The sequence below is a fragment of the Oleiphilus sp. HI0061 genome, from assembly GCF_001635675.1.
In genome coordinates this window covers 1-769 of the sequence record NZ_LWFE01000942.1, presented here as the reverse complement: position 1 = coordinate 769, position 769 = coordinate 1, and the positions used below count along the sequence as shown (strand labels likewise).

Here is a 769-nt window from a genome sequence, read left to right as displayed (position 1 = left end):
GGACAAAACCAGAATCATCAAATTAGCGATGACGGTTTTTTTCATCATGCTCGCATCAAACTACTGAACCCAGAGCTTAATCGCGTGCGCCCTTACGAGGTATTTATGGAATTTCATAATATACCGACATTTAAAGAAACCAAGACATTTCTCTTTAGCTTATTTCTACTCTGTGCTGGGGGAATTACCCTACTTGCGGCTACAGCCTATCTCAACCAGCGTAGAACCTTGATTAGGCCCTTGGAAAGCATTACCGAAGAGCTACACCAGCAACAAAGTAACGGCCTAAATTCTCCCTTAAGCTACCAAAGCGAGGATGAGTTAGGCACTTTGGTTAAGCGCTATAATGCTCTTGCCAAAGACATAGCCAAACGCGCTGAGGAGGTAAACGAAACCCGGCGTATTATCGATGGCATCACCGACGGTGTCCCCGTATTACTTTCCTACATTGATGCACAAGAGCGCTTTCAGTTCGTTAACAAGAACTATAGTCGCTGGAGCGGCCGTGATACTAGCACCTATAAGGGTAAAGCAATTTCTGAAGCCTTGGGTGAAGCCATTTACGAACGGACTCAACCCTACATTAAAAAGGCTCTAAGCGGGACGTCCTGTCACTTGGAAACAGATATGGCGACCGTTAACGGTATAAGGCATTGCAAAGCGAATTACCATCCTGATTTTGGCGAAAATAACGAAGTCCTCGGAGCCTTTATTTGTATCGAGGATCTTTCAGAGGTCAAAGTTTCAGCCTCAAAATTATCTGATTACG

General features: G+C 44.6%; 1 protein-coding gene. It reads left to right on the top strand.

What is annotated here, in order from left to right; translation table 11 throughout:
- Positions 1-769: PAS domain-containing protein (locus A3735_RS11060; protein ID WP_156499617.1), on the top strand; the 769-nt coding region annotated here is incomplete at both ends.